Origin of the sequence: Candidatus Sulfidibacterium hydrothermale, assembly GCF_020149915.1 — a bacterium.
GTDB classification, from domain to species: Bacteria; Bacteroidota; Bacteroidia; order Bacteroidales; family F082; genus Sulfidibacterium; species Sulfidibacterium hydrothermale.
Map to the genome: position 1 here is coordinate 279,073 of NZ_CP083760.1, position 26,171 is coordinate 305,243.

Here is a 26,171-nt window from a genome sequence, read left to right on the forward strand (position 1 = left end):
CTTTGAGCTGCAAAATTAGTAAAGCCTGAAAAACAAGCTGCTATTTATAGTGAAATATATTTTTACCGGAATGTAAAGTTTTACCAGGAAAAAACGGATTACTTTTCTCTTTTCTTTACCACCTTCAATCCCAGCTCATCCAGTTGTTCCGGTGAAATAACCGAAGGTGAGTCAATCATGACATCGCGGCCGTTGTTGTTTTTCGGGAAAGCGATGAAATCGCGGATGGAATCTTTTCCGGCAAACATGGCGGCCAGGCGGTCAAAACCGAAAGCAATGCCGCCGTGGGGCGGAGCGCCGTATTCAAAAGCATTCATCAAAAAGCCAAACTGCTCCTGTGCCGCTTCTTCGCTAAAACCGAGCGCTTTGAACATCCGTTTTTGCAATTCGCGGTCATGGATACGAATGGAGCCGCCGCCGATTTCCACCCCGTTGATGACGAGGTCGTATGCATTGGCATGCACTTTTCCCGGATCGGTTTCCAACAGATCCAAATCTTCCGGTTTGGGCGAAGTAAATGGGTGGTGCATGGCGTGATAGCGCTGGTCGTCTTCGTTCCATTCCAGCAGGGGGAAGTCTACCACCCACAGGGCTTTGTAGTTTTGCGGGTCACGTAGCCCCAGCCGGGTGCCCATTTCCAGCCGCAGTTCGTTCAGCTGCCGGCGCACGGCATCGGCGTCGCCCGAAAGGATCAGCATCAAATCGCCCGGCTTTGCCTCAAATTTCCCTGCCCAGCTTTTCAGCGCTTCCGCGTCGAAAAACTTGTCTACCGACGATTTAAAACTACCGTCTTCGTTATATTTCACATACACCAGCCCTTTGGCACCTACCTGCGGACGTTTCACAAAATCGGTAAGTTTGTCTAATTGTTTCCGGCTGTATCCGGCACATCCCGGTGCATTAATGCCCACGACCAGTTCCGCGTCGTCAAAAACTTTAAAGCCTTTTCCCTGTGCCACGTCGTTTAGTTCGACGAAAGTCATCCCAAAGCGGATATCCGGTTTGTCCGAACCATACAACCGCATGGCTTCATCAAAAGGCAGCCGTGGGAAAGCAGGCAGTTCCAATCCTTTGATCTCTTTGAAAAGATAACGGATCAATCCTTCAAAGGTGTTCAGAATATCTTCCTGTTCCACAAACGACATTTCGCAGTCGATTTGGGTAAACTCGGGCTGACGGTCGGCACGCAGGTCTTCGTCGCGGAAGCATTTTACCAGCTGGTAGTAGCGGTCGTAGCCGGCTACCATGAGCAGTTGTTTAAATGTCTGCGGCGACTGCGGCAAGGCATAAAATTCCCCCGGGTTCATGCGCGAAGGCACCACAAAATCGCGCGCCCCTTCGGGGGTCGATTTAATCAGATAAGGTGTTTCTATTTCTACAAACTCTTGATTATCAAGATATTTTCGTGTTTCGAGTGACAATTTATGACGCAGCAGCAAGCTTTCTTTCAACGGGTTGCGTCGCAAGTCGAGGTAACGGTATTTCATCCGCAGCTCTTCACCGCCATCGGTTTCGTTTTCGATGGTAAAAGGCGGTGTTTTTGACCGGTTGAGTACGGTGATTTCCGCAAGGTCAATTTCGATATCGCCGGTAGCCATTTTGGGGTTTTTCGACACCCGTTCAATCACTTTTCCCCGGGCCTGAATAACAAATTCGCGTCCCAGTTTCCGGGCATCAGCAATCAGTTCTGCCGGGCTGCGGCCCTCTTCCAGCAAGAGCTGGGTGATGCCGTAACGGTCACGCAGGTCAATCCAAATCAACCCGCCTTTATCGCGGATTCGCTGCACCCATCCGCTCAGGGTAACGGTTTTTCCCGTGTCATTTAATCGCAGTTCGCCGCAGGTATGTGTTCGAAGCATAAAAATCGGTGTTAGAAGGGAGAAAAAACAGCTGTTCTCCCCGGTTATTTTCCGGCGGCGAAATTACGAAAGTCTGATAAATAAGCAGCCTTACCGTTAAAATAGGAAAGGAATATTCAGGGTGGCTTTTCGTGCTGTCCGTTTTAGTCCCGGCAGCCCGGGCGGTGTTTCGCCACGGCGGCACACGAGCTTCCGTTGGTCGCTGTCTGCCGCGGGCTTGCCCGACTGTTGCGGTCAGGCGGGCTCCACATCCGCCCCGGCTGTCGGGCGCTGCCACTGCCATCACGGCCACAGAGAAAATCCCAAAAGACAAAAAATCAAATCACAAAAAAATCCCAAATTCCAAAAATCAACCGGTTTGTCCTGCTGAGCAACGCGAAGCATCTCGTTTAACTACCGTGATTATTTTGAGATCCTTCACTCCGCTGTGCTCTGTTCAGGAGGACAGTAAAAAACAGATAAAACGCGAAAATCGGCCAATCATCAATGACAAATAACTTTTTCCATTCATCACTCATCATTGACATCAAACATCCTCCATCCTCATATCCAGACATCCTCTGAGATCCTTCACTCCGCTATGCTCCGTTCAGGAGGACAGTAAAAAACATGTAAAACAGGAAAATCAATCGTTCATCATTTAGAATAACCAATGATTAATGACCTTTTTCCCGTTAAGGCAGACTAAAGATAAAACATCAAAAACCGTACATCCTTCCATCCCACATCTCACATCCCAATCCCAACATCTCACATCCTGACGTTCTCTATTTTATCTCGCTGCCGTTGCTCGTTTTTTCTTCAGGGCTGACGAATACGAGGCGACCGTCTTTGTCCTGCGCCATGAGGATCATGCCTTGCGAGACAATGCCGCGCAGCTTGCGGGGCGCAAGATTGACAAGGATGCTGACTTGTTTTCCTACGATTTCGTCGGGACTGAAATATTCGGCAATACCCGAAACAACAGTACGTTGGTCGATGCCGGTGTCGATTTTCAGTTTAAGCAGCTTTTTGGTTTTGGGTACCTTTTCGGCTTCGAGGATGGTGCCGGTGCGGATGTCCATTTTCATGAAGTCGTCGTAGGTGATTTCGTCTTTTTGCGGGGCGACGGGGGCCGCGGCGGCTTCGTTGGCCTTTTTGGTGTCGAGCAGTTTTTGTACCTGGGCTTCTACCTGGGCATCTTCGATTTTTTCGAACAAAAAGGCGGGTTTGCCGAGGGAGTGGCCGGCAGATAAAATGTCGGCATGGCCGGCATCTTTCCATTTCAGCGGTTCGATGTTGAGCATGCCGGTGAGCTTTTGGGCCGTAAACGGCAGGAAAGGCTCGGCTGTTACCGATAATGCCGCCACAATTTGCAATGAGATGTTCAGCACGGTTTCTACCCGTTGCGGGTCGGTTTTAAAGACTTTCCAGGGTTCGTTGTCGGTAAGGTATTTGTTACCGAGGCGGGCCAGGTTCATCATTTCGCCCAGGGCTTCGCGGAAACGATAACGTTCGATGCTTTCGGCAATTTTTTCGGGAAATGTCCGCAGACTGTCCAGGGTTTCTTTGTCGATCTCCTGCAACGTATGCCGTGGCGGAACCTGGCTGTTGAAATATTTTTTGGTGAGAACCAGAGTACGGTTAACAAAATTGCCGAAGATGGCCAGTAACTCGTTGTTGTTGCGGGCCTGAAAGTCGCGCCAGGTGAAGTCGTTGTCTTTGGTTTCGGGCGCATTGGCCGTCAGGACATAACGCAGCACATCCTGTTTGCCGGGGAACTCTTCGAGGTATTCGTGCAGCCAGACGGCCCAGTTGCGCGAGGTGGAAATTTTATCGTTTTCGAGATTCAGGAATTCGTTGGCCGGCACATTGTCAGGTAGGATGTAGCTGCCTTCGGCTTTGAGCATCACCGGAAAAATGATGCAGTGAAAGACGATGTTGTCTTTTCCAATAAAATGCACCAGTTTGGTATCGGTTGATTTCCAGTAGGGTTGCCAGTCTTTTCCGGTGCGCTGGCTCCATTCGCGTGAAGCCGAGATATAACCGATGGGGGCATCAAACCATACGTAAAGCACTTTTCCTTCGACCCCTTCCACGGGTACTTTTACGCCCCAGTCGAGGTCGCGGGTAACGGCACGCGGCTTGAGTCCCTGGTCAATCCACGATTTTACCTGGCCATATACGTTGGTTTTCCAGTCGTTTTTATGGCCTTCGAGTATCCATTCGCGCAGGAAATTTTCGTACTGGTCGAGCGGCAGGTACCAGTGTTTGGTTTCGCGCAGCACCGGCACATTGCCACTCAGTGCCGATTTAGGATTGATGAGTTCGAGCGGGCTGAGCGAAGTACCACAGTTTTCGCACTGGTCGCCATAAGCTTTTTCGTAACCGCAATGCGGGCAGGTGCCGGTGATGTACCGGTCGGCCAAAAAAGTATGGGCTTCCTCGTCATAATACTGCTCGCTGGTACGTTCGATAAATTTGCCTTCGTCGTACAACTTTTTGAAAAAAGCAGAAGCCGTTTCGTGATGCACGGGGGCAGATGTACGCGAATAGACATCGAACGAAATACCAAACTCTTCGAAAGATTTTTTGATGATGTTGTGATACCGGTCCACAATGTCCTGCGGCGAAACGCCTTCTTTTCGCGCTTTGATGGTGATGGGAACGCCGTGCTCGTCGGAACCGCCGATGAACAAAACATCTTCGCCTTTCGAACGCAGGTAGCGGGCGTAAATGTCGGCCGGTACGTAAACGCCGGCAAGGTGACCGATGTGGATAGGCCCGTTGGCATAAGGCAGGGCCGAAGTAATGGTATATCGTTGTGGTTTTTTTGTCATGGCCTGATTTTTCTAAAAATTTCGGCAAAGTTAATGAATCGTATAGTTGTGAAAGATAAACCATTTAAAAAATTTCGCTTTGGTGTTGACGTAAAGAAAATAATCTTCATTTTTGCACGTTTTATAAATGTAAAAAGTTAAATATTATGGAAAATCACGAAGAAAAACAGTGCTTATTTTGCAAAAGAAATGCAGATGAAGTTCCGTTGGTGCAATTGGAGTTTAAAGGGAAAAAGTACTGGATTTGCCCCCAGCATATTCCGGTTTTAATTCATGATCCTTCGCAACTGGAAGGGATGTTACCCGGGGCCGAGAATTTACAAGCGGGCTGATTTTTTTAGACGTTTGTTAGTCTTAACTAACTGAAATTGAATAAAAAAACTTGCAAAACAAAAAATATTTCTTATTTTTGAACTAAAATAAACAAAGCAATTATTCACCAAATCTTTTAACCATGAAAAAATTCAGTTTACTTCTTGTTGCTGTCCTCATCAGCGGAATGATGTACGGGCAGTTTCATATCGGTCCTCAAATTGGTTATACGGCATCCAAACTTTCTTACAATGGGTCCGATATCACCAATGATTTGAAAAGCAATATGCTTATCGGTGTATTTGCGCGCATCGGGAAGAAAATTTACCTGCAACCCGAAATTAACTACATGACCCAGGGAAGTGTGTTTAAATTTCCCTCATTAAGTAATACTTCTGTTGTGGAACAGGACGTTTCCTTGAAATCGATCCAGGTTCCTTTGAGCTTAGGATGGCGTTTTTTGAATCTTAAGATTGTGAAATTCAGAATTTTTGGTGGCGCCACGGCAAATTTTGTGGTGGATAAAACCATTGATACTAAAAACGGTGATCCGAAAGATTATCTTTTGCCGGATGATTTTGATGATATTCAATGGCAGTACCAGCTAGGGCTGGGTGTGGATATTGCCATGTTTGCCATTGATATTAAATATTACGGCGGAATTAATGATTTGTTTAACGGTACAGTTCAGTATGATAATGTTACGCATTCTGTCACCGGTGCCGCCAATGCGTTTGAAGTTACTGTAGGATGGAAAATATTCTAACGGTTTCTTGATTCCGTTAAAAAATGCCGGTACTTTTGTGCCGGCATTTTTAGTTGTTACATATGAGAAAACGTCATTTTCTTTTGGTTTTACAGGGAGTTCTCGTTTTGTTTTTCCTGGCTTCCTGTCATCGCCGGCAAGCGGAAGTGCCGGTTGTTCCCAAAGATAAACTTCCGGAGGTTCATGTTCAAATTCACCGGTATGGAAAGGCTTTGTTCAGCCTGCCGTTAAAAAATTTTCAGGCGGGATTGAAAAAAATCAAACCGGAATTTTTACCTTTTTTGAATGCCAACCTGGATGATACAGCCCATGTAAATCAATTGTACCGGTATGTTACCGATACACAAATTTTATACGTTTATCATCAGACAATGAAAAAATTCCCGGAGCTGGGAAAAGAAGAAAAAGCACTTTCACTGGCTTTTGCCCATTTAAAATATTATTTTCCGCATTATTCATTGCCTCAGGTTTACTCTTATGTTTCTGATTTGTACTATGAACAGCCGGTGATGAAACAAGGAAATACTGTGGTCATTGCGTTGGATGATTATCTTGGAAGCCGTTTTCCGCTTTACAGCGACTTGAATATTCCGTTATACCACCGGCGCTGTATGGTGAAACAGGAGATTGTTCCGGATGTTATGCGGACTATTTATCAAACTGATTTTTACAAAGATTATCGTCCCAAAACGTTACTTGACCATATGCTGGAAGAAGGAAAGAAACTTTATTTTTTGGATGCCATGCTGCCGCAGGTTCCGGATACATTAAAAATATGTTACACGGCAAAGCAACTGGCATGGATGGAGAAAAACCGGAAAGAAGTATGGGCTGTAATTGTTCGGAACCGGTTTTTGTTCTCAACAGATTATCTGCTCATTAAAAAGATGACCCAGCCGGGACCTTTCAGCGATGGTTTTTCTCATGATTCACCACCGGCTATGGCCGCCTGGTTCGGCTGGCAAATGGTACGCCGATACATGCAGGAACACCCGAAAACAACGTTGGAAGAGCTCTTCAAAAAGAAAGATGCCCAACAATTTCTGGATGATTCAGGTTATAAACCCTGATTTTTCAGCGACAGACTTTGGGCCAATACTCCGGCAATTTTATCTATCGGAATCCGTTCTTGTTTCATGCTGTCGCGTTCGCGCAAAGTAACGGTGTTGTCTTCCAGTGTTTGGTGGTCCACGGTAACACAATAAGGCGTTCCGATGGCATCGTGGCGGCGGTAGCGTTTACCGATCGTATCTTTTTCTTCGTAGAAGCACATGAAATCAAACTTCAGATTATCCATGATTTGCCGTGCTTTTTCCGGAAGACCGTCTTTTTTGGTCAGCGGGAATACCGCCACTTTATAAGGAGCCAAAAACGGCGGGAGTTTCATTACCACTCTTTCCGAACCATCTTCCAGTTTTTCTTCGGTATAAGCATGGCTTAACACGGCCAAAAACATCCGGTCAAGACCAATGGATGTTTCAATAACGTAAGGAACGTAGCTTTCGTTGATTTCTGAATCGAAATAGCGTAATTTCCTTCCGGAATATTTTTCGTGGGCGCTCAGGTCAAAATCGGTGCGCGAGTGAATGCCTTCCAGTTCTTTGAAACCCATAGGGAATTCAAACTCAATATCTGCAGCTGCATTGGCATAATGCGCCAGTTTATCATGGTCGTGAAAACGGAATTTTTCTGCCGGAATTCCAGTGGAAAGATGCCATTTCATGCGTTGTTCTTTCCAGAACTTATACCATTCCATTTCTGTTCCGGGACGAACAAAAAACTGCATCTCCATCTGCTCAAATTCACGCATGCGGAAAATGAACTGCCGGGCTACAATTTCATTACGAAAAGCTTTTCCGGTTTGGGCAATGCCGAACGGAATTTTCATCCGGGCTGTTTTCTGCACATTCAGATAATTCACAAAAATACCCTGGGCCGTTTCCGGACGCAGATAAACTTCAGAAGCTCCGTCGGCGGTAGAACCCATTTGTGTGGAAAACATCAGGTTAAACTGCCGGACTTCTGTCCAGTTTTTGGTACCGGAAATGGGATCTGCAATATCCAGATCGATAATCAGCTGCCGGATGGCTTCCATGTCCGAACGTTCCATTGCCGGATAAAGCCGGTTTTTGATCTCTTCAATCTTTTTTAAATGACCCAAAACACGGGGATTGGTTTCCACAAACTGTTTTTCGTCAAATTGTTCCCCGAAACGTTTCCGGGCTTTGGTGATTTCTTTCTGTATTTTGGCTTCAATTTTGGCAATATAATCTTCCACTAAAACATCGGCCCGGTAACGTTTTTTGGAATCTTTGTTGTCAATGAGCGGATCGCTGAAAGCATCCACATGTCCGGAAGCTTTCCATACAGTCGGGTGCATGAAGATGGCAGCATCCAGTCCGACGATATTTTCATGCATTTGCACCATGGCTTTCCACCAGTAATCGCGGATATTTTTTTTCAATTCCACGCCATTCGGACCATAATCATATACGGCACTTAATCCGTCATAAATTTCACTCGAAGGAAATACAAATCCATATTCTTTTGCGTGAGCAATAATTTTTTTTAATACGTCTTCTTGTTTTGCCATAAGTTATCTGCTGAAAATTTCCCTCTACGGGAAGATTAAAATTTAATTTGTAAAGAAATCGACAATATTACCAAAGGTGCTGGTACGGCGTTTGTAAAGTTCGCTGTATCCGCAATGGGTACAAGAGATTACCGTAAATTTTTTGTTTTGCACATCGAAGATTTTGGCCAAAGCCCCTCCTACTGTGCGAATTTCATCTACTTCATATTCCTTATTGCCGCACTTCGGGCAAATGTATTCTCTTTTTTCCATGTTGTTGTATTTAAGTGGCAAAATTAAAAATATTCGGACTTCTCAGGAGAATGCTTTTTTATTCTGTTAAAATCTGATTTTTCTTCTTTGTTTCAGAGGCTCTTTTACCTGTTTTGCCGGATAGGACAAGGGCAAAAGTATAATCTATTGGGGTTTTTCAACCAGGCGGATTTATTTTCAAGCAAAGCGGTGTTTCCGAGAAAAAAGGCGTGCGGATGTTTCGATAAATTTTTTTGAGAATCTTCTTTTCCGGTGTTTTTAAACATTGTTTAACATTTTATAAAACAGTCTTTTTATGGCACTTTGGCTTTTTTCTTTACTTTTGAGCCCTGAATATAACCGGCCTTTTGTATCAAATGTGCCGGAAAATAAGACAGGGAATAAAAAATATGAAAATCAAAGTAGTAAACCGGTCGAAACACGTATTGCCGCAGTATGAAACAGAAGCTTCGGCCGGGATGGATTTGCGGGCAAATCTGGAAGAGCCGGTACGAATGGCTCCGATGGAAAGGGTTTTGGTTCCGACCGGACTTTATATTGAATTGCCGGTGGGATATGAAGCTCAGGTGCGGCCCCGTAGCGGACTGGCTTTGAAAAAAGGAATTACGGTATTGAATAGCCCCGGAACCATTGATGCCGATTACCGGGGAGAAGTCCGGGTGATTCTCATTAATCTTTCTTCAGAGGATTTTGTTATTCAGGACGGAGACCGCATAGCCCAAATGGTGATTTCTTCACATGTACAGGCCCAGTGGGAACCGGTTGAAGTTCTTTCGGAAACCGACCGCGGGGCTGGTGGTTTTGGCCATACCGGTGTGAATCATAAAGAAAAACAATCATGAATACCAAAATAAAAACTTTTATTCTGTTGCTGTTTTTTATGGGGACGGTTCCCCTTTTTGCACAAAAAAAACATCATAAACACAAAAAGAAAAAACATCAAACCGAATTAACCGCACAAGACCGGTATAAAGAAGCGGATCTGTTTGCCAAAGCGGTGATGTACAAACAAACCGGAAGGATTCATCAGGCTGATAGTCTTTTGTCTTTGGCGCTTCAAATCAATCCGAAAGATGCTGCTGCCAATTACGAGAAAGCCCGTCTTTTGCTGGCTTACGGAAACAATGCTGATGCTCTGGCCCTGGCCAAAAAAGCGGTGGAAATTGACAGCACCAACAAATGGTATCAGGTACTCTATGCCGATTTATCTAAAATTAACGGTGATTATAAGGCCTATCTGGATACCTATAAAAAACTGTGTGAGAAAGAGCCCGGCAATGTAAGTTTTGAAAATGAGCTGGCTTTTGCTTATTATTTTACCGGTGATTATCAGCATGCTGTACAAGCTTACCGGAAAGTGGAAATGCTGGTGGGTGTTACGCCACAACTTACCAAGCAAATCGCTGATTTATATTTACGTTTGGATAAAAAAGACTCCGCTTTAATGCAATACGAACAGCTGGTCAAATTCAATCCGGAGAATACCCGTGCTTATGCTATGCTGGCCGAATTTGCTTCGAAAAACGGATTACCCAAAACGGCTGAATGGGCTTATCATCAGATTATCCGGCTTAACCCACAAGATCCGTATGTACATATTTCATTGGCCGATTTTTACCGGAAAAACGGCAAACCGGCCAAGGCTTTTGAAGAGTTGAAAGAGGGATTTGCTAATCCGAAACTGGATGTAAAAACCAAAGTTAACTTGCTGATTACCTATTACTCCGGGCATCTTAACGATGAAAAAAGGGCCCAGGCTCTGGAACTGGCCAATGTGATTAAAAATACGCATCCCAACGATTCGCTGGCCGAAACGTTTTATGCCAGCATGTTATATGAAAATAAAAAGTATAAAGAAGCCCGCCCGTTGTTTAGAAAACTGGTGGCTTCAGATTCTACCAATTATGCTTTGTGGGAACAGTTGCTGTTTTGCGACCTTTACATGAACGACAGTTTGCAATTGGTGGCTGATGCTCCGCTGGCGATTAAGCATTTTCCGCAAAAACCGATTCCCTACCTTTTAGGTGGAATTGCTGAATTTCAACTGAAACATTATAAAAAAGCCAAAGCCTATCTTGAAAAAGGAAAAGAACTGGCCGCCGGAAACAGTAATCTGCTGGAGAATTTTTATTCGACCCTGGGCGATACATATCATGCTTTGAAAGAAAACAAAAAGGCGTATGCTGCTTACGATCAGGTGTTGCATCTTAACAGTGAAAATACCATTGTACTCAATAACTATGCCTATTACCTGGCGCTCGACGGAATTCAGCTGGATAAAGCGGCCGCTATGGCTAAAAAGGCGGTGGATCTTGACCCGTATAATCAAAACAATCTGGATACCTATGCCTGGGTTTTGTATAAACAGAAAAAGTACAATCAGGCATTAAAATGGGAACAAAAAGCACTGAATAACGGGGGAAAAAACAGTGGCGTAGTAGTAGAACATTACGGCGATATTTTATACCGTTTGGGAAGACATAAAGAAGCTTTGGTGCAATGGAAAAAAGCATTAAAGATGAAAGATCATTCCAAATTGTTGAAAAAGAAAGTGAAAACAGGAAAGTTATATGAGTAAAAGATATTCTTTGTTCTTCTTTTTGGGGTTGTTTGTTGCCGGTACTTTTTTTCTTTCTTCGTGTCAGTCTACGAAAAACATTACACGGCGCCGGATAAAGCCGATTCCTTTTCACCGGCTTTATACCAAAATGGAAACCCATGCTCCCAATTTTCGTTACTTTTCGGGTAAGTTGGGGATACATTACCAAAAAGGAAATGGTGAACCGCTGAATTTCAGGGTACAGATCAGAGCGAAAAGAGATAGTCTGATATGGATGAGCCTGATTCCGGCTATGGGCATTGAAGCGGCCCGGGTAGTGCTTACCACGGATTCTGTGAAAATGCTGAACCGGATGAAGAAAAATTATGTGATCGGTTCTTACCAGCTGATCGATAGTTTGATGCATACGCGGATTACCTTTTCCATGATACAGGCCCTGCTTTTTGCCCGGGTGGTGGACGGGCCAATCATTGACTCTTCTGCTACGACGGATAACGGATTGTATTTGCTGAAAATGAAAATACAACTTACCGGAGACCAAGGGAAAACCCATGTGTTGGAACAAAAAGCCTGGCTGAATCCTGAAGATTTTACCCTGCATCGGTTGGAACTGAATGACAGCCGTTTCCCCGGAAAAAAAATGATTATTCTTTATAATACTTATCAAACCGTTTCCAATACGAAATTGCCATTAAAAATGCAGGTAATTATCCGTGCCAAAGAAAAACTGGTAATTGATATTTCTTTTAAGAAGGCGGAAATTAATGTTCCCCATCATTTTCCGTTTATTGTCCCCTCCAAGTACAAGCGGCTTTTGTGATTTCTGAGTAGTTGTTTTTCTGTAGCCTTTTGTTGTTTGGTTTTTGCGCTTATCTTTGCGTACGGGTAATGTACTAACCATGATTTTAAAAAACAGGCTTCTGGCGATTCTTTTTTTGGTAATGGTTGTGGGCAACGGTACGGTTTTTTCACAATCGACCAACAGCCTGAAAGCCAAGCGGCAAAAATTAGAAAAGGAGATTACTTATACCAGTCAGCTGTTACAAGAGATAAACCGGTCGAAACAAAACACAGTATATGAATTGCAATTGATTAGCAAACGCATAGCCATGCGGGAACGGTTGGTACAGGTTCTTAAAGAAGAAATTACCCAACTTTCTGATTCAATTCTTTCCACTTCGGTTTCGTTAAAAGCGCTGAACCGTAGACTGGATACCCTGAAAAAGGAATATGTCCAGATTGCATGGTATCTGTATAAAAATGATAACAGCTATAACCGGTTGATCTTTCTTTTTTCTGCTAAGGATTTTAATCAGGCCTATCAGCGATTGCGTTATCTGGATGAGATTTCTTCTTATATCCGCAAAGAAGCCGGGCGAATTCAAAAACTTGAAGCATTAAAAAAAGAAAAACTTTCGCAGTTGATGCAGGCTCAGGCACGGAAGAAAAAATTATTGAACCGCGAAACAACCCAGCTTTCAAAATTGCAATACGAGTTACATCAAAAGCGGCAGGTACAGAAAAAATTAACAAAGAAAGAACGGAATCTACGAGCCCGGTTACGGGAAAAACAAAAAGAGTCGCAGCGATTGGATGCTCAGATTAAAAAAGCAATTGCTGCCGCACGAAAATCAGCAGCAAGCAAATCGGTAAAACATCATGCGGAAGAAAGCCGGCTTTCTTCTTCTTTTGCTGCAAACAAAGGACGTTTGCCCTGGCCGGTGAAACACGGCGTGGTTTCGTTGACGTTCGGAGTCCATCATCATCCGGTACTGAAACATGTGCAGATAAAAAATAACGGAATTAATATTGCCACGGCCAAAGGAAGTCGTGCTTACGCTGTTTTTCAGGGAAAAGTGGTTAATATTGTGGTGATTACCCATACCAATAAAGCGGTTATTTTGAAGCATGGAGAATATTATACGGTTTATTCCGGACTTGATCAGATTCTTGTGCGGAAAAATCAACAGGTAAAACGAGGACAAGTGTTGGGTGTCATTCATACCAGCCTGCAGGGAAAAACCGAACTCCATTTCGAAGTGTGGCACAATAAGATTCTTCAAAATCCGGCTTATTGGCTGAAAAAGAACCCGTAAAAGTTGTCAATATTTATCGTTTTTTTATCTCTGGCTGAAGCGAAATAGCTTTTTCAAGTAAAATAAAGATGATAAAAATAGATCCGATGATGGGGATAAAAAATAATTGTTTGTTTGATGTCAAAAAACAAAAGTAGAACAAAGCATGAAAAAAGGTTGCTATTCCTAAAGCTGTAGCTTCATCAATAATGGTTGATTGTCTAATTTTTCCCATTCCAAGAAAAAAACCTTGGATAGTTCCAAATACAATATTTGCTAAAGGATAAGTCCACAAAAATAAAGTAAGGTATTTTATTTTTTCAAATCCAATTACTCCTGTTGCGTATATGATTATTGCTGTAAATGAAAAACCAATAGAGATGGCTATGCCATATAAAATTCCGGAAAATGGTGAATTGAAACTTTTTTCATGATAAAATAAATAACGAAGAATAATAAATTTGCCAAGTTCAGCACAAAAAGCAATTACAATGAATATATAAAAAACAATTTTACGTAAACTTGTATAATTATAATAATACCAATCGTTTATTTTGGTTAATTCATGTGCTATAATTACAAGAACAATAGCCAAAGTCCCTCCAATAAAAGCCTTAAAAAGATGTTTCCATGTTTTTATTTTGAATTTATAGTGCAAATAAGCAAGGTATAAAACAAATAAAGCCAAAGGAAAGCCAAAAGATAAATAATCGGGTAAATTCATCGTTTTAATTTTAAAGGGTTTAATTAAGGCAAATTTAGTAATATGTTTGTACATTTACACGGTTTTTGAAAAATTTTTGAATTAGTTTATGGCAACAGTAAAAATTGAAAAATTAACAGAAGAAGAAATTGCCCAACGGGGAATCCGTAACTGGCCGATTTGGGAAAAAGAAATTTCACGGTTTTCATGGTCTTACGACGGTGAAGAACAGTGTTATATCCTGGAAGGAGACGTGGTGATTGAAACCGACCACGGGAACTTCACACTGAAACCCGGTGATTTTGTTACGTTTGAAAACGGACTTCAGTGTGTTTGGGATATCCGGTCGCCTGTAAAAAAACACTATCATTTTTCATGAGTGAGCTGCTTCATGGGGTGGTAATTCGGTCTACCGGCAGTTGGTATACTGTAAAAACCAACGACGGAAAGTTCTATCGTTGCAAGCTGAAAGGCCGTTTTAAGATCAAAGGAATTCGTACGACCAACCCGCTTGCCGTAGGTGACCAGGTTGCATTTCGTCTTACCGAAATTCCTGAAACCGGTTTGATTGTTCAAATTGGTGAGCGGAAAAATTACATCATCCGGAAAGCCACAAATCTTTCAAAAGCTACGCACATTATTGCTGCCAATGTGGATCAGGCAGTATTAATCGCTTCGTTGGAAAATCCCCGGACTTCCACGGGATTTATCGACCGGTTTTTGGTGACAGCCGAAGCCTATCATATACCGGCGGTTCTGGTTTTCAATAAGTTTGATTTATACAGCGACCAGACAAAAGATCAGTTAAACGAAGTACTGAGCGTTTACCAGGCTGCCGGATACCGTTGTTTGGTTACTTCGGCAAAAACCGGTTGTCATCTTGATGAATTGAAACAACTTTTAAAAGATAAGATCAGTCTGTTATCCGGCCATTCCGGAGTAGGAAAATCAGCATTAATTAATCGCCTTGATCCTTCTCTTCATTTGAAAGAAGGCGAAATTTCAAAAGCTCATCGCAAAGGAAAACACACCACCACCTTTGCCGAAATGTTTTCACTGAATTTTGGCGGCGAAATTATTGATACGCCCGGAATTAAAGAATTCGGATTAGTCGGCTTTGAAAAAGCAGAACTCGGACACCGGTTTCCCGAAATCAGAAAACTGATGAACCATTGTCGTTTTTCCAACTGTTTACACGTCAGTGAGCCGGGATGTGCTGTACGCGAAGCGGTGGAAAAGGGTACTTTTCCGGCTTTTCGTTATAAAAATTACCTCAACATGCTGGAAGATCTCGATTGATCATTCTTCCGGAAAAACAGTTTGTTATTCCATTCTTTCCAGGGTTACGGTAAAGTGCCGTAAAATAGGAGCCTCTTTAATAATTTTCAGCCCTTTTGTAATTTCATTACGCCGGTCGAACACATTTTTCACGGTAGCAGCAACATAGTCCATATGGTTATTGGTGTAAACACGTCTTGGAATAGCCAGCCGCAGTAGTTCCAGTTCCGGATAACGGTTTTCGCGGGTATCCGGATCGCGGTCAGCCAACAGGGTTCCTATTTCCACCCCTCTTACCCCGCCTTCGATGTAAATTTCCACACCCAGTGTTTGTGCAATAAATTGTTCTTTGGGCAAATTGGGTAAAAAGCGTTTGGCATCAATAAAAACAGCATGTCCGCCAAACGGATATTGTGTAGGAATTCCGTAATCGCGTAGCTGTTGCCCCAGATAGGCTACCTGTTTAATTCGTGTTTCAAGGTAATCAAATTCAGTGCCTTCGTAAAGTCCCTGAGCCAGTGCGTTCATATCGCGGCCCGACATGCCGCCGTAGTTGATAAAACCTTCGAACATGATGTTGTACAGGGTCGCTTTTTCGAAGAGTTCGCGTTCGCGAAAGCCGATGAATCCGCCCATATTCACAATGGCGTCTTTTTTGCTGCTCATGGTCATGCCGTCGGCGTACGAAAACATTTTACGTACAATATCGCGAATCGACCAGTTTTTATAGGCTTCTTCGCGTAATTTGATGAAATAAGCATTCTCGGCAAACCGTGCCGAATCAAAAAAGACCGGAATACCATATTTTTCGGCCAGTTTTTTTACGGCCTGCATATTTTCGATAGAAACCGGTTGTCCGCCTGAAGAATTGCAAGTGATGGTGACCATAATCAGCGGGATTCGCTCGCGCGGATATTTTTTTAATACATCTTCCAGCTTGTTCAGGTCGATATTTCCTTTAAAAGGATGATCCAGTTCGGTATGGAAAGCTTCGTTAATCGTGCAGTCCACAGCATGAGCTTTTCTGAATTCGATATGGCCTTTGGTGGTATCGAAGTGTGAATTGCCCGGAACGATATCTCCGGCTTTGATCATCGTGGAAAAGAGAACATTTTCGGCTGCTCTTCCCTGATGGGTAGGTAAAAAGTATTCGAAACCGGTAATTTCCTGTATGGCTTCTTTTAATTTGTAATACGATGATGCGCCGGCATAACTTTCATCACCCAGCATCATGGCTGACCATTGTTTATCACTCATGGCTCCGGTTCCGGAGTCGGTAAGCAAGTCGACAAAGACATCTTCGCTGCGCAAATTAAACAGATTGTAATGTGCTTCTTTTATTTTTTGAATTCGTTCTTCGCGCGTTGTTCTTTTAATGGTTTCAACCACTTTTATTTTATAGGATTCTGCAAAAGGTAACTCCATTTTTTTTACGATTTAAAATGAAAAATAAGTTTGAAAATAACCTGAAATAAGAAAAAGGAGGGGACAGGTTTAGCAGAATCTGTCTCTTTCTTTGATATTCAGAAAGATCGCTTTAGGATGTATGTTTGCCAATGACAACATGATCATCAGATTTGATGCAAAGGTAATCATTCTGCAGGAATATTCATACCGCTGATTTTCGAAATGGATGCCATCAGCTAATTCTTATTTTGATGTTTTGTATTTCCCTCTTTAGACTCTGCAAACTTTGGTCATTAGTCATTGTTGATTGGTTGATTTTAAACAGTTTATGATTTTGCATTTGGGTGTTTAAGATTTTTTTGTGATTTGCTTTTTTGTCTTTTGAAATTTCCCACTTTAGGCACTTGAAGTACTTGAAGGACGTCTCTTTTCAAGTCGGACAGGACTTGAAAAGTGGAGGCATAAACACAGACGAGCCGAAATTATCGTTTGATTTTCAATGCTTTATCATGTTTTCATTGCATCCTGAACGGAGCGATAGCGAAGTGAAGAATCTCAAAAATAATTACGGTAGTTAAACGAGATGCTTCGCGTTGCTCAGCAGGACAAACCGGTTGGTTTTTGGGATTTGAGATTCTTTTGTGATTTGCTTTTTTGTTTTTTGGGTTTTCTAACTTTAAGCACATTTTCCTTCATCGAAACCAGATGGTATCACATCAAAATAGAAATTAGCCTTACCAACCGTTATAAAAGCAACAGCCCTCCCCCGTCAAACAGCGGGCCGTCATACAATTCTACCGGCTGGAACCCCTTTTTTTGGATAAACTGTTTCAGTTTGTCCCCTTCGGGATAGTGTGATAAAGAGCCGGTAATCAGTATTTTATTTTCATATAAGCCCAGGCATCCTCCGAGAAAACCATGTGAAAAGCCCGGAAGAACAATTCCTTCCGGTGAAAAATATTCCGGTTGAAGTCCTTCTTTTTTCAGTGCTTTTTCAATTCCTTTGTCAGAAGTGATAAAAAGATCTTCTTTTAAATGCAGTAAATTACACCGCACATATCCCTGTTTTACGGCAATCAGTTTTTTATCGGTGAAGGTTTCCAGGATGCGTTTATCCGTAATTTGGGGATGGTGGATGATAAAATCTGATGTGATGACAGCATTGTAACGGGCAGTGTGAGGATAACGGTTTTCAGCCGGTAGATTTCCGGTTTGAAAAGAAATACCGTTGTTCTTTAATAGCTGCAAATATTCTTCAGGAAGATTGGGAGCCACGACCAATTGCCGGTCACCGGAACAGAAAAAAATATCCGGATGTCCGGAAATGGCATCATAAACCAGTTTCCGGGTGTAAAACGGAATAAACTGACCGTAATGGCTTAGATTTTTCCGGACCGCAAGCGGAAGCCGGGCATCTCCCAGAATGAACATAATTTTGAGTAATTTAACCGACTCAAAATTACATGGAAATATGAAACGCAAAAAACCAGGTAAAACCGTCAGCCTGCTCATGGTTTTGCTGATTTACATTTTGGCTTTTCTGGTGGGGTTCTGGGGAGTCTTGGAATTGAAAATACCTTCTCCGTTATGGCAAACGGCTTATGCCAACCTGATGGCTGCTGTGGTAATTTATTTCTTCAGCAAGTTTATGGATAATTCCAGTCTGTTTACTCCTTTTTGGAGCATTGCTCCCATTTTAACTGCTTTTTACTGGCTGCTCCCCAACTTATTCATGAAAACCATTTCGTTTTATCAGTGGGTAGGCATTGCGCTGATTTTGTTTTGGGGTTTGCGGCTTACCCTGCACTGGATGCTGCGTTGGGAAGGTTTCCGGCAGGAAGACTGGCGTTTTCAGGCGTTGCGAAAACAAACCCGTCATTGGTATTGGACTTTCAGTTTGGTGGCCATCCATCTTCTGCCGACGGCACTTGTTTTTTTAGCCACGTTACCGCTTTATTTTGTTTTCGAACGGCCGCCAACAGTCCCGGTTACCGGCATTTGGGTTGTTGCTGTTTTTATCATGGTACTGGGAGTTGGCCTGGAAACGGTGGCTGATTTTCAGCTCCTGAAATTTAATGGCAATACTTCGAACCGGAATAAGCTTTTGCGTTCCGGAGTCTGGGCAAAATTATCCCATCCGAATTATGTGGGCGAAATGCTTTTTTGGTGGGGCATTTATTTATATGCCATTTCTTTTTATTTGCCTTTGTGGCGTCTTTTTCTCGGGCCGACGCTTATCACCTTCACGTTTTATTTTATTTTAATTCCCTGGATGGATAAACACCTTGAAAACAGAAAAAATGATGGAAAATAAATGGAAATTAAACGGAAAAACAGCACTTGTTACCGGAAGTACAAAAGGAATAGGAAAAGCCACCGCTGAAGAACTGGCTGCGTTGGGTGCTACGGTTATTATTACGGCTCGCCATGCGGAAGATGTGGAAAAACAGGTTGAACAATTGCGGAAAGACGGTTTTCGTGCCTATGGAACAGCGGCAGATGTTACGTTGGAATCTGACCGGCTAAAGCTGTTTCGTTTTGTGAAAAATACGGTTTCGGGTTTGGATATTCTTGTGAACAATGTGGGAACCAATATTCGCAAACGTATGACCGATTATCTTGTGGAAGAATACCACCACATTTTAAATACGAACATGCATTCGAATTTTGCACTGACCCAGCTTTTTTATCCGTTGCTAAAAGCATCAAAAGATGCTGCGGTGGTCAATGTGCTTTCGGTAGCCGGACTAACCCATTTGCGTTCAGGTGCTCCTTACGGGATGACCAAAGCTGCACTGACCCAGCTTACCCGTAATTTATCGGTTGAATGGGCTTCGGATGGCATTCGGGTCAATGCTGTTGCTCCCTGGTACACGAAAACTCCTTTGGTAGAACAATTGTTGAAAGACAAAAAATATTATCAGGATATTTTGACACGGACTCCCTTGAAACGCCTGGCTGAAGCCGAAGAAGTAGCTTCTGCTATTGCTTTTCTTTGTTTGCCTGCTGCCTCTTATATTACCGGACAATGTCTGGCTGTTGACGGCGGCTTTTTGATTAACGGGTTTTAAGCAGGTCCTGCTTTTAATGCCGATAAAAAAGATTCAATTCCTTTTGCTTTGGGATGAAGCGGCTGCTTACGCAAAATGACGGCCAATTCATGAAGCAGCCGGCGAATGATCTCAATATTACTGCACGGAAGAAAGAATTTATCCTGCGGAGTAATCCGGAGCTGCTTCAGGTACAATTCAATTTCGCTTTTTCTGAAAATAGCTCCTTTGTTGAAAGGGTTGATATAGAACAGAATGTCCTTTTCCTGGATGCTTTTTGCCGGAACCGGTAGAGACGATCCGTTGGTGTACGCAAGAATGAAATGGCGTGGCAGGTTCACACCATACACCGGTAATCCGAGCCGCCGGGCAATGATAAGATAAAGCATCCCCAGCGATAACGGATTTCCCCGTTGCATCCGGAGTACATTTCCCAGCAAATAAGCTGGAACCATGGCTTTTTTTTCTTGTAAGGCCCCGTATTGATAAACATTGTAGAAAACATGATTAACCACCCGGATTTTTTCCAATGCAGTTAAGTCCTGGTTCATTTCAACCCAAACGTCGCGATATAGTTTACTTACCGATTCTTTTTGTTTTTCCGGATCGTCGTCAGGAGAGAGATAAGACGAAATAAGAATCCAGGCATCTAAAAGATGATGGCTTTGTGTAGCGGCCCACAGTTTTAATTTTTCAAAAGTATCGTTTGTGCGAAGGGTATAGATGATCTCCTCAAGCCGTTGGGTAATGATGGAACCCGGAAAATTGCTTTCGGCTTCTTCCAGTTCAGGAATGGCTTCAATTCCCAGCGCCAGAATCTGCATGCGGATGGTGGCATAAAGTTTTTCATCCGGTTCGTCCAAAAGCCGGATCATAGCATCCAGTGTTTTTTTAAATTTTTTTTCGGGCATGGGCATACAATTACCGGCAATAAAAGTACGGCTTTGCAAAAATAAAACTCGGAAAAAGGAAAAATGTTTTACACAATTTTCACCAGAAAATAGTTTTTCTTTCCTTTTTGCACGAGGATATACCGGTTTTTCAACAGGTCGTTGGAGCTCAGTGAGTAATTTTCGTCTATGCGGTTTTTGTTAATCATCACAGCACGGTCTTTTAACATCCGGCGGGCTTCTCCATTCGATTTAAAAATACCGGTTTTCCCGGCAAGGAAATCCAGTAAGCCAATACCGGCTTCGAAATCGGCACGAGAAACTTCCGGTTGCGGAACACCTTTAAAAATATCCAACAGCGTACGTTCGTCCAATTTTTGCAGCATCTCGGTGGTTCCTTTCCCAAAAAGGATTTGTGATGCTTCTACGGCAGCCTGATAATCGGCTTCGGAATGAACACGAACCGTAATGTCTTTAGCCAGTGTTTTTTGTAATAACCGGAGATGAGGTGCTTTTTTATGTTCTTCGATAAGCTGCTCAATTTCTTCCCGCGAGAGAAGGGTAAAGATCTTGATATATTTTTCAGCATCTTCGTCCGATACGTTCAGCCAAAACTGATAAAATTCGTAAGGACTGGTACGTTCCGGATCGAGCCATACGTTTCCGCTTTCGGTTTTCCCGAATTTGCCTCCGTCAGCTTTAGTAATCAGCGGACAGGTAAGGGCAAAAGCTTCATTTTCATGTCCCAGTTTACGGCGAATCAATTCGGTTCCGGTGGTGATGTTTCCCCATTGGTCAGCTCCGCCCATCTGTAATTTGCAGTTTTCATGTTCATACAAATACAGAAAATCATATCCTTGTACCAACTGGTACGAAAATTCGGTAAACGACATTCCCGATTTACTGTCTGCCCCGATGCGTTTTTTCACCGATTCTTTGGCCATCATATAATTGACGGTAATGTGTTTCCCGATATCGCGAATGAATTCCAGGAAAGTGAAATTTTTCATCCAGTCGTAGTTGTTGACCAGCAAAGCCCGGTTATCGGCATCACTTTCAAAATCAAGAAATTTAGCGAGTTGTTTTTTTATTCCTTCTTCATTTTTGCGCAACGTGGCTTCGTCAAGCAAGTTCCTTTCCTGTGATTTTCCGGAAGGGTCTCCAATCATTCCGGTAGCTCCGCCTACCAGTGCAATGGGACGATGTCCGGCCAGCTGTAGATGTTTCAGCATCATTACGCCTACCAGGTGTCCGATGTGTAACGAATCGGCTGTGGGGTCAATGCCCACATAACCCGAAGTCATGTGCTGTTTCATATATTCTTCTGTTCCGGGCATGACATCGTGAATCATTCCCCGCCACCGTAGTTCTTCCACAAAATTTTTCATAAGACGTATTACAAATTTTCGGCAAAAATAGCGATTTGCCTTTATTGACCACATACCTGTTCCTTTTGCTTTAGAATTTTGTGATCACACTGAATTTGAGTTTATCATCAAATTCGTTACTTTAGCTTACTATTTTAAATACCAGGAAAACAATGAGTGAAAAACCAATTCGCCATTTTGGCATCACTAAATTTATTAATCAGGAAACCGCCGGAGGCGTCCTGTTGATTTTAGCTACTATTGTTGCGCTGTTTTGGGCCAATTCGTCTTATTATCCGGCATATCATCATTTGTGGTACGAATTGAAAGCCGGTATTACCTGGGGCAATTTTAAACTGATTGGTTCTCTTCATCATTGGATCAATGATGGGTTGATGGCGATTTTCTTTTTTACGGTAGGACTTGAAATTAAACGCGAAATTATTGGCGGAGAGCTTTCGTCCATGAAAAAAGCAACACTGCCTATTGTGGCAGCTATTGGCGGAATGCTGGTTCCGGCACTGATTTATGTGCTGGTGGTAATCAATAAACCCGAGTTAATACATGGTTGGGGCATTCCGATGGCTACAGATATTGCTTTTGCTTTAGGGTTGCTTGCCATGCTCGGAAAACGGGTAAACATTCAGTTGAAAATTTTCCTTACAGCATTGGCTATTGCCGATGATTTGGGCGCTATTCTGGTCATCGCCATTTTTTATACCGATACCATTGCCGTTAAAGAACTGATCACTGCGGCTGTTTTTCTTGTGGTTTTAATTGTTGCCAATTACGCAGGAGTGCGCCGGACGTTGTTTTACACCGTTGTGGGGTTGTCGGGCGTGTGGCTTTCGTTTTTATATTCCGGCGTTCATGCCACCATTGCCGGGGTTTTAATCGCCCTGACCATTCCTGCCCGGACAAAAATTAATGAAGAAACGTATATCACAAAACTGGAAAAACTGTTAAAGAAGTTTAGAAACATTAATCCCAACAACAATCCGTTGCTTACCGAAGGGCAGGCTCACGTTATTGAAGAAATAGATAAAGTAAATGACGAAGCGCAAACTCCTTTACAAAAACTGGAACATTTTCTGCATCCGATTACCACGTATTTTATTCTTCCTCTTTTTGCTTTGAGCAATGCCGGTGTCCGGATTGAAGGAAATATTTTTGATTTGATGTTTCATCCGGTTTCGATTGCTATTATTCTGGGACTGGTTATCGGGAAATTTGCCGGGATTACGATTTTCTCGAAACTGATGGTTAAATTTAAATTGGCCATTTTGCCGGAAGGAGTAACCTGGAAACAATTTTATGGAGTGGCGATGCTTGCCGGCATCGGTTTTACCATGTCTATTTTTATTTCGGAACTGGCTTTCCGGGATGAGGCGCTGAAACAGATTGCCAAAGTGGGAATTATGACGGCTTCTCTTATTGCTGCTTTGGTGGGTATGGGCTGGCTGGCGATTTCGACCCGTAAAAAATGATCCTTTTGTTTTTTGTTCCAACGGGGTTAAAATTTCCTAAAACAAAAGCCGGTTTCAGGATAAAGCCCTGTGTTATTTCTATCTTTGCATTTTCTACAAAAAGTTGAAAGATGTCTCAAAAGCAGAAAAATTATCGTATTTATCTGCCCATTGTTTTTGCCCTGATTTTGATTTCAGGCATTATTCTGGGATTTTTATTACAAAGTAAAGTTTCGCAACAAGCTGTTCTTCCTTTTGTTAACCGTCCGGGTTCGGGCTACAACAAAGTGGATGAAGTAATCCGCTATATCGAAAACGATTATGTGGATTCCGTTCATCAGGATCACCTGGAGGCTGATGCCATAAAAGGGATGCTGAATGATTTGGATCCGCATTCGCAATATATTCCGGCGGATGAATTTAATGAGCTGAATGATCCGCTTTTGGGAAGTTTTGATGGAATTGGTATCAGTTTCCAAATAGAAAAAGATACCATCATGGTAATTAATCCTATTCCGGGAGGTCCTTCCGAAAAAGTAGGATTAATGGCCGGTGACCGTATTGTGCGGGTAAATGATACTTTAGTGGCTGGTGTGCATATTACCAATACCAAAGCCATGCACATGCTGAAAGGGAAAAAAGGAACCAAAGTGAAGGTAACCATTTACCGGCGTGGTGTGCCCAAATTACTGCATTTTACCATTACGAGAGCCCGCATTCCCATGTACAGCCTTGATATTGCGTATATGGTGAATAAAGATTTGGGATACATCAAACTGAATAAGTTTTCGGCCACTACTTATGATGAGTTTGACCGTGCCGTGCGGAAACTGAAAAAAGAAGGAATGAAAAAATTAATTCTCGACCTGCGGGGGAATCCCGGTGGGTTGCTGAGTGCTGCCATCCGCGTGGCGGATGAATTTCTTCCGGCAGGTAAGCTGATTGTTTACACCAAAGGACTTCACCGGCTTAAAACGGTAGCTTATTCTACAGACAAAGGACAGCTGAAACATACCGATGTGGCTGTTTTGATTGATGAAGGAACCGCATCGGCAGCCGAAATTGTCACCGGCGCTTTACAGGATAACGATATTGGTGTTGTAATTGGTCGCCGTTCGTTTGGAAAAGGATTGGTGCAGGAGCAGCTTCGTTTGCCCGATGGGTCGGCTTTGCGCCTGACGGTGGCACGGTATTATACGCCTACCGGCCGTTGTATCCAGAAACCATACAAAAAAGATGATTTTAAAGATTATTATGCCGAAGCTTATCGCCGGTATCTTGACGGGGAAATGGAAAACCCGGACAGTATTAAATTTAACGATTCGCTGAAGTTTGTTACCCCGAAAGGCAAGGTGGTTTATGGCGGTGGCGGTATTATGCCGGATATTTATGTGCCGTTGGTAGAAGACACCCTGCATTCGTTCTACAATATTTTGGCCAACAAGGGCTTGATTTATCAGTTCGCCTTTGATTATACCGATACGCATCGTCCGCAATTGCGTAAATACAAAGATTTTAAAAGCTTTGATAAGAATTTCCATATGACCGAAAAAGAGTATGCTGACCTGGTGGCTTTTGCCAAATCAAAGGGAATTAAAACCACCAAACGGAAAGAAAAACTTTCCGAAAAACGGATCAAGATTCTTTTTAAAGCGTATGTGGGAAGAAATATTTTGAATGAGAAAGGATTTTATCCGATCTATCATCAGATCGATCCGATCTTTAAAAAAGCTGTGGAGGTGATGAATCACCGGCATGTGGACGATTGATCCGGATTAAAGGGCGAGGAGTCTTTTCGCTTCGTACACGATAAAGTTTTCATCTTGCTTTAGCATGCACTGGAAATGTCCTTTCGGGCATTTGTTAAAGCCCAGTTTGCTACAGGGCCGGCATTTTAGTCCGTTGACTTCTGCCATAACCACTTTGTTTTTTTCTCCCGGTTCGTAAGGATACATGCCGAAAGCCGGAATGGTATTTCCCCAGATGCTGATTATCGGTTTTTTGAAAGCGGCTGCAATATGCATGAGACCGGTGTCGTTGGTAATGACTACTCCTGCCTGCCGTACGAGAGATGCAGATTGATTCAGATTGAGTTTTCCGCAGGCATTTAGGATTTTTTCGTTTTTGCTTAATGCTTTTATTTTTTCGCCGCGTTCCCGGTCTTCTTTCCCGCCAAGCAGAACAAAAGGATGATCCAGTTTTTCGATGACAGCTGCTGCTTTTTCTGGCGGAAATATTTTTGTGGCATGTTGTCCGCCAATAACAAAAGCAATGTATTTTTTTGTTTTTAGTAGGGGATATTCCCGCAAATCCACATAATCTTTGTCCGGAATAAAATAATCCAGTCCTTTTTGGTCGTTTTTTACGCCGATTTTTTCCACGGCTTCAAAATAGCGGTCAACAATATGTTTTTCCGGCAACAGGTTCCATTTAAAACGGACCATTAGCCATTTTTGGGTATTGACTTTCGGAAAAGAAGCAGAAGGCTTTTTTAATGCTTTTTTAACCCGTAAAGAGCGGATGTTTTTGTGTAGATCGACGATAAAGTCAAAGTTTTCTTCTTTTAGCCGGGTAATTACTTTTTCCAGTTTATCCTGTAAAACATGAACTTTATCCACGTAAGGATTTTCTGAAAAGATGGGTTTATATTTTTCTTTGGTAAGGAAATGAACCTCGTAACCGGATTGTGTTTTCAGCGCTCTGATTACCGGCGTGGTAAGAACAATATCCCCGATAGAACTAAAACGGATGATTAAAACTTTTTTCAAAATCGG

General features: G+C 42.8%; 23 protein-coding genes. 13 read left to right on the forward strand and 10 right to left on the reverse strand.

Features of this window, described 5'->3' with window-relative positions; all coding sequences use genetic code 11:
• Positions 1-98: 98 nt before the first annotated feature.
• Positions 99-1,859, reverse strand: coding sequence for an aspartate--tRNA ligase (gene aspS / locus LA303_RS01090; protein WP_240526097.1), 1,761 nt, complete (start codon positions 1,857-1,859; stop codon positions 99-101).
• Positions 1,860-2,626: 767 nt separating this feature from the next.
• Positions 2,627-4,678 carry a methionine--tRNA ligase gene (metG, locus tag LA303_RS01095; RefSeq protein WP_240526098.1) on the reverse strand — a complete coding sequence of 684 codons (2,052 nt, stop codon included), beginning with the start codon at positions 4,676-4,678 and terminating at the stop codon, positions 2,627-2,629.
• A 146-nt stretch (positions 4,679-4,824) separates the two neighbouring features.
• On the opposite strand from metG, the gene LA303_RS01100 reads away from it, so the two are divergent.
• The 3 genes from LA303_RS01100 to gldB all read left to right on the forward strand — a co-directional run bounded on the left by LA303_RS01100 (position 4,825) and on the right by gldB (position 6,826).
• Entirely contained in the window at positions 4,825-5,010 is a 186-nt protein-coding gene (locus tag LA303_RS01100) for a hypothetical protein (protein WP_240526099.1), read from the forward strand.
• A gap of 122 nt (positions 5,011-5,132) precedes the next feature.
• The gene (locus LA303_RS01105; RefSeq protein ID WP_240526100.1) at positions 5,133-5,756 is read left to right on the forward strand and encodes a porin family protein; all 624 of its coding nucleotides are present in this window, start codon (positions 5,133-5,135) and stop codon (positions 5,754-5,756) included.
• A 62-nt stretch (positions 5,757-5,818) separates the two neighbouring features.
• The gene (gene gldB / locus LA303_RS01110) at positions 5,819-6,826 is read left to right on the forward strand and encodes a gliding motility lipoprotein GldB (protein WP_240526101.1); all 1,008 of its coding nucleotides are present in this window, start codon (positions 5,819-5,821) and stop codon (positions 6,824-6,826) included.
• Here gldB and LA303_RS01115 read toward each other — a convergent pair.
• Positions 6,814-8,349, reverse strand: a complete 1,536-nt coding sequence (locus LA303_RS01115) for a glycine--tRNA ligase (RefSeq protein ID WP_240526102.1) — start codon at positions 8,347-8,349, stop codon at positions 6,814-6,816. The genes gldB and LA303_RS01115 overlap by 13 nt on opposite strands.
• Positions 8,350-8,391: 42 nt before the next feature.
• Positions 8,392-8,601, reverse strand: coding sequence for a zinc ribbon domain-containing protein (locus LA303_RS01120; protein ID WP_240526103.1), 210 nt, complete (start codon positions 8,599-8,601; stop codon positions 8,392-8,394).
• Positions 8,602-8,990: 389 nt separating this feature from the next.
• Between LA303_RS01120 and dut the strand changes: the two genes are divergently transcribed.
• The 4 genes from dut (at position 8,991) to LA303_RS01140 (ending at position 13,257) form a co-directional block, all read left to right on the forward strand.
• Positions 8,991-9,443, forward strand: coding sequence for a dUTP diphosphatase (gene dut / locus LA303_RS01125; RefSeq protein ID WP_240526104.1), 453 nt, complete (start codon positions 8,991-8,993; stop codon positions 9,441-9,443).
• Complete coding sequence (locus LA303_RS01130) at positions 9,440-11,179, forward strand: tetratricopeptide repeat protein (RefSeq protein ID WP_240526105.1); 1,740 nt, start codon at positions 9,440-9,442, stop codon at positions 11,177-11,179. The genes dut and LA303_RS01130 overlap by 4 nt, the downstream gene beginning before the upstream one ends.
• Positions 11,172-11,981 (forward strand): DUF4292 domain-containing protein, encoded by an 810-nt coding sequence (locus LA303_RS01135; protein ID WP_240526106.1) that lies wholly within the window; start codon positions 11,172-11,174, stop codon positions 11,979-11,981. The genes LA303_RS01130 and LA303_RS01135 overlap by 8 nt, the downstream gene beginning before the upstream one ends.
• Positions 11,982-12,060: 79 nt before the next feature.
• Positions 12,061-13,257, forward strand: coding sequence for a murein hydrolase activator EnvC family protein (locus LA303_RS01140; RefSeq protein WP_240526107.1), 1,197 nt, complete (start codon positions 12,061-12,063; stop codon positions 13,255-13,257).
• Positions 13,258-13,270: 13 nt separating this feature from the next.
• On the opposite strand, the gene LA303_RS01145 is transcribed toward LA303_RS01140, so the two are convergent.
• Positions 13,271-14,014, reverse strand: coding sequence for a PrsW family glutamic-type intramembrane protease (locus tag LA303_RS01145; protein WP_240526108.1), 744 nt, complete (start codon positions 14,012-14,014; stop codon positions 13,271-13,273).
• A 34-nt stretch (positions 14,015-14,048) separates the two neighbouring features.
• On the opposite strand from LA303_RS01145, the gene LA303_RS01150 reads away from it, so the two are divergent.
• Together LA303_RS01150 and rsgA are read left to right on the forward strand one after the other, a co-directional pair.
• Positions 14,049-14,318: a cupin domain-containing protein gene (locus LA303_RS01150; RefSeq protein WP_240526109.1), complete on the forward strand. Its 270-nt coding sequence runs from the start codon at positions 14,049-14,051 to the stop codon at positions 14,316-14,318.
• Positions 14,315-15,238: a ribosome small subunit-dependent GTPase A gene (gene rsgA / locus LA303_RS01155; RefSeq protein ID WP_240526110.1), complete on the forward strand. Its 924-nt coding sequence runs from the start codon at positions 14,315-14,317 to the stop codon at positions 15,236-15,238. Before LA303_RS01150 ends, rsgA begins: the two co-directional genes overlap by 4 nt.
• 24 nt (positions 15,239-15,262) lie before the next feature.
• Here the strand turns inward: rsgA and LA303_RS01160 are convergent, their stop codons facing one another.
• Together LA303_RS01160 and LA303_RS01165 are read right to left on the reverse strand one after the other, a co-directional pair.
• A complete protein-coding gene (locus LA303_RS01160) occupies positions 15,263-16,642 on the reverse strand; it encodes a tryptophanase (protein WP_240526111.1) in 1,380 nt (459 codons plus the stop codon).
• Positions 16,643-17,368: 726 nt separating this feature from the next.
• On the reverse strand, positions 17,369-18,055 hold the full coding sequence (locus LA303_RS01165; RefSeq protein WP_240526112.1) for a DUF6873 family GME fold protein: 687 nt from the start codon (positions 18,053-18,055) through the stop codon (positions 17,369-17,371).
• A 40-nt stretch (positions 18,056-18,095) separates the two neighbouring features.
• Between LA303_RS01165 and LA303_RS01170 the strand changes: the two genes are divergently transcribed.
• The gene (locus tag LA303_RS01170; protein ID WP_240526113.1) at positions 18,096-18,938 is read left to right on the forward strand and encodes a DUF1295 domain-containing protein; all 843 of its coding nucleotides are present in this window, start codon (positions 18,096-18,098) and stop codon (positions 18,936-18,938) included.
• Entirely contained in the window at positions 18,925-19,695 is a 771-nt protein-coding gene (locus LA303_RS01175) for an SDR family oxidoreductase (RefSeq protein ID WP_262901528.1), read from the forward strand. Before LA303_RS01170 ends, LA303_RS01175 begins: the two co-directional genes overlap by 14 nt.
• On the opposite strand, the gene LA303_RS01180 is transcribed toward LA303_RS01175, so the two are convergent.
• On the reverse strand, positions 19,692-20,585 hold the full coding sequence (locus LA303_RS01180; protein ID WP_240526114.1) for a transglutaminase-like domain-containing protein: 894 nt from the start codon (positions 20,583-20,585) through the stop codon (positions 19,692-19,694). The genes LA303_RS01175 and LA303_RS01180 overlap by 4 nt on opposite strands.
• Before the next feature lie 68 nt (positions 20,586-20,653).
• Positions 20,654-21,952 carry a tyrosine--tRNA ligase gene (gene tyrS, locus LA303_RS01185; RefSeq protein WP_240526115.1) on the reverse strand — a complete coding sequence of 433 codons (1,299 nt, stop codon included), beginning with the start codon at positions 21,950-21,952 and terminating at the stop codon, positions 20,654-20,656.
• A 152-nt stretch (positions 21,953-22,104) separates the two neighbouring features.
• On the opposite strand from tyrS, the gene nhaA reads away from it, so the two are divergent.
• Entirely contained in the window at positions 22,105-23,418 is a 1,314-nt protein-coding gene (gene nhaA / locus LA303_RS01190; protein WP_240526116.1) for a Na+/H+ antiporter NhaA, read from the forward strand.
• Between the two features lie 110 nt (positions 23,419-23,528).
• On the forward strand, positions 23,529-25,166 hold the full coding sequence (locus tag LA303_RS01195) for a S41 family peptidase (protein ID WP_240526117.1): 1,638 nt from the start codon (positions 23,529-23,531) through the stop codon (positions 25,164-25,166).
• Between the two features lie 6 nt (positions 25,167-25,172).
• Here the strand turns inward: LA303_RS01195 and LA303_RS01200 are convergent, their stop codons facing one another.
• Complete coding sequence (locus tag LA303_RS01200; RefSeq protein WP_262901529.1) at positions 25,173-26,165, reverse strand: glycosyltransferase family 9 protein; 993 nt, start codon at positions 26,163-26,165, stop codon at positions 25,173-25,175.
• Positions 26,166-26,171: the final 6 nt, after the last annotated feature.